This window comes from Bacillus sp. EKM501B, assembly GCF_011800505.1.
Classification (GTDB): domain Bacteria; phylum Bacillota; class Bacilli; order Bacillales; family Bacillaceae_G; genus Bacillus_A; species Bacillus_A cereus.
In genome coordinates this window covers 1-5,168 of record NZ_JAALFZ010000044.1, presented here as the reverse complement: position 1 = coordinate 5,168, position 5,168 = coordinate 1, and the positions used below count along the sequence as shown (strand labels likewise).

Below are 5,168 nucleotides of genomic sequence, written 5' to 3'. Positions count from 1 at the left end.
CCCCGATAGAATATCGGGAAAAGGCCGTGGCATAATACTCTTTTTATTTCTGTCTACTTGACAGGGAGATGACCACTCATCATGTATGAGTCATTCCTTTTTTCATAGATTAACTTGCCTGTTTTTTATTATTTTCTTTCAATTTCTCTGCTTGTAAAAAGCGATTCGTTTCAGCAACAACAATACTACTTAATCCAATTAGACCAATCAAGTTTGGAATTGCCATAAGTCCATTTGCAATATCAGCAAATGTCCATACGATTCCTAGCTTTAAATTAGCACCAATTGCAATCATAACAATAAAGATTGCTTTATAATATTTAACTGCACTTTCTCCGAATAAATAAGCTACACATTTTTCTCCATAATACGACCAGCCTAAAATAGTAGAGTAGGCAAATAAAATAATTGCGATACCGAGAATCATACTACCAGCAGTACCAAATACAGATTGGAATGCAAGTGTTGTAGCTTCAACGCCAGTTTTACCAGATTTCCAAGCACCTGTAGTAATTAATACTAGTCCTGTAATTGTACATACAATAAACGTATCTAGAAAAGTACCAGTCATTGAAACTAAAGCTTGCTTTGCAGGCGAATCAGTTTTTGCCGCCGCGGCGGCAATAGGTGCACTTCCTAAACCAGCTTCGTTCGCAAATACACCACGCGCCATTCCGATTTGGATAGCTGATGCAACTGTTGCCCCAATAAAACCACCAGCAGCTGCTGTACCATTAAATGCACCAGAAAAAATAAGTGAAAATGCTTCTGGAATTTGGTCGTAGTGATAGAAAATAATTATAAGACCAGCAATTATATAAAAGAAAGCTTTAATAGGAACGACATATCCCGTCACTTTCCCAATTTTTTTTACACCGCCTAAAATAACAATTGCGATTAAAAATGACATTACTATACCAGTTAAAGCAGGAGGGAAAGAGAAATTAATTCGCATTGCCTCTGCAACTGAGTTAGATTGCACCATATTACCAATACCGAAAGAAGCAGTTGTGCCGAATATAGCGAATAATACTGCCAGCCATTTCTTACCTAAACCACGCTCTAAATAATACATTGGTCCACCTGAATATTCACCATTTTCATTACTAACACGGTATTTCACTGCAAGTATTGCCTCGGCATACTTTGTTGCCATACCGAATAAAGCGGTAATCCACATCCAAAATATTGCACCAGGACCACCAATTGTAACAGCTGTTGCAACACCGGCTATATTTCCCATACCAATCGTTGCGGCCATAGCTGTCATAAGTGCTTGGAAGTGACTAATATCTCCAGAAGAAGAGGTATCTTCTGATTTTTTAAATGCTAGTTTGTGAGCGTATAATAGTTTACTAAACTGTAAACCTTTTAAACGCACTGTGAGAATGATACCTGTTCCAACGAGTAGCAACAAAGTTGGTAATCCCCACACGTATTGATTCAGTTGTTCTAATACTTTACTTACTGTCTCCATCTTTATTCTCCTTTTTTAGAAAAAATAAAAACCACTTCAAGTAAATGAAATGGTCTCTGGAGAAACAAGGGATAGAAAAATAAACCGATACAATCGGCTTTTTCTTTCGCTTGTCTCTGTCCTTTTACCTGAGAGATTATCCGCTGTAGTAGCGGATTTGCTCCTTCGGTGCTCGTTTTCCTCCGCGCTCTATGAAAGCGAGAGGGAGTCTCTCCAGAGATTCGTCCCCATGCAGTTCTACTTGTAACCAAGACCTGAGAGTTTCAAAGCTGGTATAACAACTTTTTGCCCCGTCGGTAGATCAATAGACCTTCTCCTGAATGGTTCATCCGAATTATAAAATTTATAAACACATTGATTGTAAATCAATAAAAACATTATAGACATACAAATTGTGAATTGCAATCATTTTTTATTTTAAAATAGTAAATAGTTTTATTTTTTTGTAAGTCCTAATTTATCTTCAACTTCATTTAAAGTAGATAAAGCGATGACAATATGTTGATCCGCAAGTCCTAAAGCTTGTTTTGTTTTTTCAATAGTTTCATCGGTTGGAGTAGAGTTATTTGCTCCGTCTATAATTAAATTTGCTGCATTTTTCATGAAATTTGATGCGGATTTAAACTGAGTTGTGAACTGAAGTAGTTGTTTTTGTATATCTATATCTGTTATGTTTTCTTCAATTTTAAGCGTGTCTATTTCGTTCATAATTGTTTCGTACTGCTTGGAAACAGCACTCATTGTAACTAATAGTTTATTTCGATCTACTGAATCTCCATTCGTGTTAATCTCTTCCCAGGCAGGTAACCAATCTTTTTCGATGATGTCATTATAATGAGTAGTCAATTCATTAATTTTAGGTTGTAATTTAGTTTTGAAAGTTTTTGTCTCCGCTGTTTCTACAGTTGCTTTTTCGTGGTTATTTTTAACATTAGTAACGTAGAAAATTGTACCAAAAATGATGAAAATAGAAATAACAACTGTCCATTTAGTAAAAAGTAATTTCTGCAATATGTAACGCCTCCAAAATTTAAAAACTTATAATTATAATATATAATAATAATGTTGTTTTAAGTAGAGAAAATAGGTTAGAAATAATTAAAATTATTTCTTCTCTATACATAAATAATTAAAGTTAGTAAAATGATGAAAGTTATATGTGAGAAAAGAGGGTTTTTAGTGAAAATGAATAGAAGAAAACTAGTTTCAAGTATTTCAATGGCTATGTTATTAGTTGGTGTAATTGCATTCATATTTATGAATAAAGAATCTAAAATTAAAGGTTTTCCAGTACCAATGTCAGCAATTCATATTAACGATGATAAGGAAGAGGACTATCAATATATAAGTGTAATGCCGATTACAAAGGCGAGTGGATGGGAGAACTTAGGGGAAAACGGGCATACTGTTAGTTTTAAAAAAGGGGAGCGGAAGGTAACAGTAGTACATTATCCAGGAGACATTACGTATTATTTATTTGAGAAAAAGATGAATAAGGGAGATTAGCTAAAGATGTAATTCATTAAGAGTTACATCTTTTTTTATTCTGAATCATTTGAAATTAAATTCGATAGATGTTTTGATAGATGTAGTGATAAATATGATTAGTTCTATATGTCTATAAAGAGTATTAGGGTGATTATAAAAATATTATGTGAACTAATTATTGTGAGAAGAAGATAAATTATATGCTAAAGGGGGAATTAAAAATGCTACTAAAAACAATCTACTGTAAGGTGGAAGAAGAGAAAAAGGAATTGTTTTCAAATGCGCAAGGAAAATGGCGTGATATACGGCACCTAGATGGGTTTCATGGACAATTTGGTGGATGGTATGAAGATGAGGCATGTGTATTTACTTTATGGGAAGATAGAAGTGCATATCAATCATTTATGAATGGTGCTCACGATACAATTTATTTAAATAGTAATCAAGAGGATACGTTTCTTTCATGTGAAATTGAATTATTTCAAACGTTGTATGATATAACTGATACGCATTTGAAAGACGTTGTTACAGAAGGATCATTCGTAAGAGTTGCTATATGTGATGTAAAGATGGAAAAGGAAAATCATTTTTTACATAAGCAAGAAACAATTTGGAATAAAGGAATGGAAAAAGCAAAAGGAATGTTAGGTGGAGTAGTTGGGAAGTCTTTAAAAAATAAAAATCGTTACATAGTGTTAACGTATTGGAAAGATGAAAAGACGCATCAACATTATGTGGAAGAGATTTTCCCAGGTTTATATAAATTAGCTAATATTCATGAAGAGATAGAAGAGATAAAAGGAAAACAAGCTGTATGTAAGGAAGAATGGCTTGTATATTAAACGCTGAAAAAGTGCATAAATGAATGTATAATAAAGATATTTTCTTATAAACAAGTAATTAATAGAAGACGTTATATACCCTTTCATGTTAATATATTTAAGTTATAATAGGAGGCTTACCCTTTTGTATTGTACGGTAGAAGCAGTGTGAGCTTGAAATTTTTTTAGAAAAGGATGTGCCTAATTTGCGTATCAATAAATTTATTAGTGAAGCTGGAAAAGCGTCTCGACGTGGAGCGGATAAACTAATTAATGAGAGAAGAGTAATTATTAACGGTAAGGTTGCAAAAATTGGTGACCAAGTGAACCCAGGTGATGATGTACGAGTAAATGGAGAGCAGCTTCGAATTGCTCGAGATCACGTATATATCGCTTTAAATAAACCAGTAGGTATTACATGTACGAGTGAAAAATCAGTAAAAGGTAATATTATTGATTTAGTGAATCATCCTTTACGAATTAGTCACATTGGACGTCTTGATAAAGACTCTGACGGTTTAATTTTGTTAACGAATGATGGCGATATTGTTAATGAGATTTTACGTGCTGAAAACAAACATGAGAAAGAATATATCGTTTCAGTAGATAAGCCAATTACACCTGATTTCTTAGAGAAAATGGCAGCGGGTGTTAAAATTTTAGGAACAAAAACGCTTCCTTGTGAGATTACACAGTTATCAAAATATGAGTTCCAAATTATTTTAACACAAGGGCTAAATCGTCAAATTCGCCGTATGTGTGAAGCTTTAGGTTATCAAGTATACACGTTAAAACGTACGAGAATTATGAATATTGAATTGAATAATTTACCAGTTGGGCAGTGGAGAGATTTAACGAAGAAAGAGAAAAGACGTCTATTTGCAGACTTAAATTACGAACCACAAGATTGGTAAAATTGTGAAGTGAAACCAAAAAAAATTGGTTTCACTTTTTTAAATTAAATAAATAATTTTTTTAAACACTTGCAAAAATAAAATGAATAAGATATATTAAATAACAATAAATGGATGTTTTACAAAAAGCAAAGAAAAGGACACGAGTTATTTTACCCGGTTATACAGAGAAGGAAGGAAAGCTGAGAACTTCCTAACGCAGAAAAATAACTTACCACCTTAGAGCTGCACTAGGGAAATGAAGTATCTAGTGCCGTGTATGCGACGTTATCGCAAAAGAAGCCATTATGTTTTTTGTGATGGGAATCTGGGTGGAACCACGGATATAAGCATATTCGTCCCTATATTTAGGGATGAATATGCTTTTTTGCATTCAATTTCATAATAAGCGAAGAAAAGGACACGAGTTATTTTACCCGGTTATACAGAGAAGGAAGGAAAGCTGAGAACTTCCTAACGCAGAAAAAT

General features: G+C 33.4%; 5 protein-coding genes, 1 riboswitch and 1 other annotated feature. Of the genes, 3 read left to right on the top strand and 2 right to left on the bottom strand.

Annotated elements, in window-relative coordinates; all coding sequences use genetic code 11:
* Nucleotides 1-109 precede the first annotated feature (109 nt).
* Both HFD78_RS28830 and HFD78_RS28825 read right to left on the bottom strand, forming a co-directional pair.
* Nucleotides 110-1,477, bottom strand: coding sequence for an alanine/glycine:cation symporter family protein (locus tag HFD78_RS28830; RefSeq protein WP_000451039.1), 1,368 nt, complete (start codon nucleotides 1,475-1,477; stop codon nucleotides 110-112).
* A gap of 106 nt (nucleotides 1,478-1,583) precedes the next feature.
* Nucleotides 1,584-1,704: riboswitch (glycine riboswitch) on the bottom strand.
* 208 nt (nucleotides 1,705-1,912) lie between these two features.
* Nucleotides 1,913-2,488 (bottom strand): hypothetical protein, encoded by a 576-nt coding sequence (locus HFD78_RS28825; RefSeq protein ID WP_001170884.1) that lies wholly within the window; start codon nucleotides 2,486-2,488, stop codon nucleotides 1,913-1,915.
* 132 nt (nucleotides 2,489-2,620) lie between these two features.
* Here HFD78_RS28825 and HFD78_RS28820 point away from each other — a divergent pair, with 132 nt between their 5' ends.
* The 3 genes from HFD78_RS28820 (at nucleotide 2,621) to rluF (ending at nucleotide 4,700) form a co-directional block, all read left to right on the top strand.
* Nucleotides 2,621-2,983, top strand: a complete 363-nt coding sequence (locus HFD78_RS28820; protein ID WP_002061304.1) for a hypothetical protein — start codon at nucleotides 2,621-2,623, stop codon at nucleotides 2,981-2,983.
* Nucleotides 2,984-3,186: 203 nt separating this feature from the next.
* Nucleotides 3,187-3,807 (top strand): YdbC family protein, encoded by a 621-nt coding sequence (locus HFD78_RS28815; protein ID WP_000925166.1) that lies wholly within the window; start codon nucleotides 3,187-3,189, stop codon nucleotides 3,805-3,807.
* A 185-nt stretch (nucleotides 3,808-3,992) separates the two neighbouring features.
* Nucleotides 3,993-4,700 carry a 23S rRNA pseudouridine(2604) synthase RluF gene (gene rluF / locus HFD78_RS28810; RefSeq protein ID WP_001222170.1) on the top strand — a complete coding sequence of 236 codons (708 nt, stop codon included), beginning with the start codon at nucleotides 3,993-3,995 and terminating at the stop codon, nucleotides 4,698-4,700.
* 122 nt (nucleotides 4,701-4,822) lie between these two features.
* Nucleotides 4,823-5,046, top strand: a binding site (T-box leader).
* Nucleotides 5,047-5,168: the final 122 nt, after the last annotated feature.

Bases quoted from the DNA above. Each gene is read 5' to 3' on its own strand.
- HFD78_RS28830 (WP_000451039.1), bottom strand. From the start codon at position 1,477: ATGGAGACAGTAAGTAAAGTATTAGAACAACTGAATCAATACGTGTGG.
- HFD78_RS28815 (WP_000925166.1), top strand. From the start codon at position 3,187: ATGCTACTAAAAACAATCTACTGTAAGGTGGAAGAAGAGAAAAAGGAA.
- HFD78_RS28820 (WP_002061304.1), top strand. From the start codon at position 2,621: ATGATGAAAGTTATATGTGAGAAAAGAGGGTTTTTAGTGAAAATGAAT.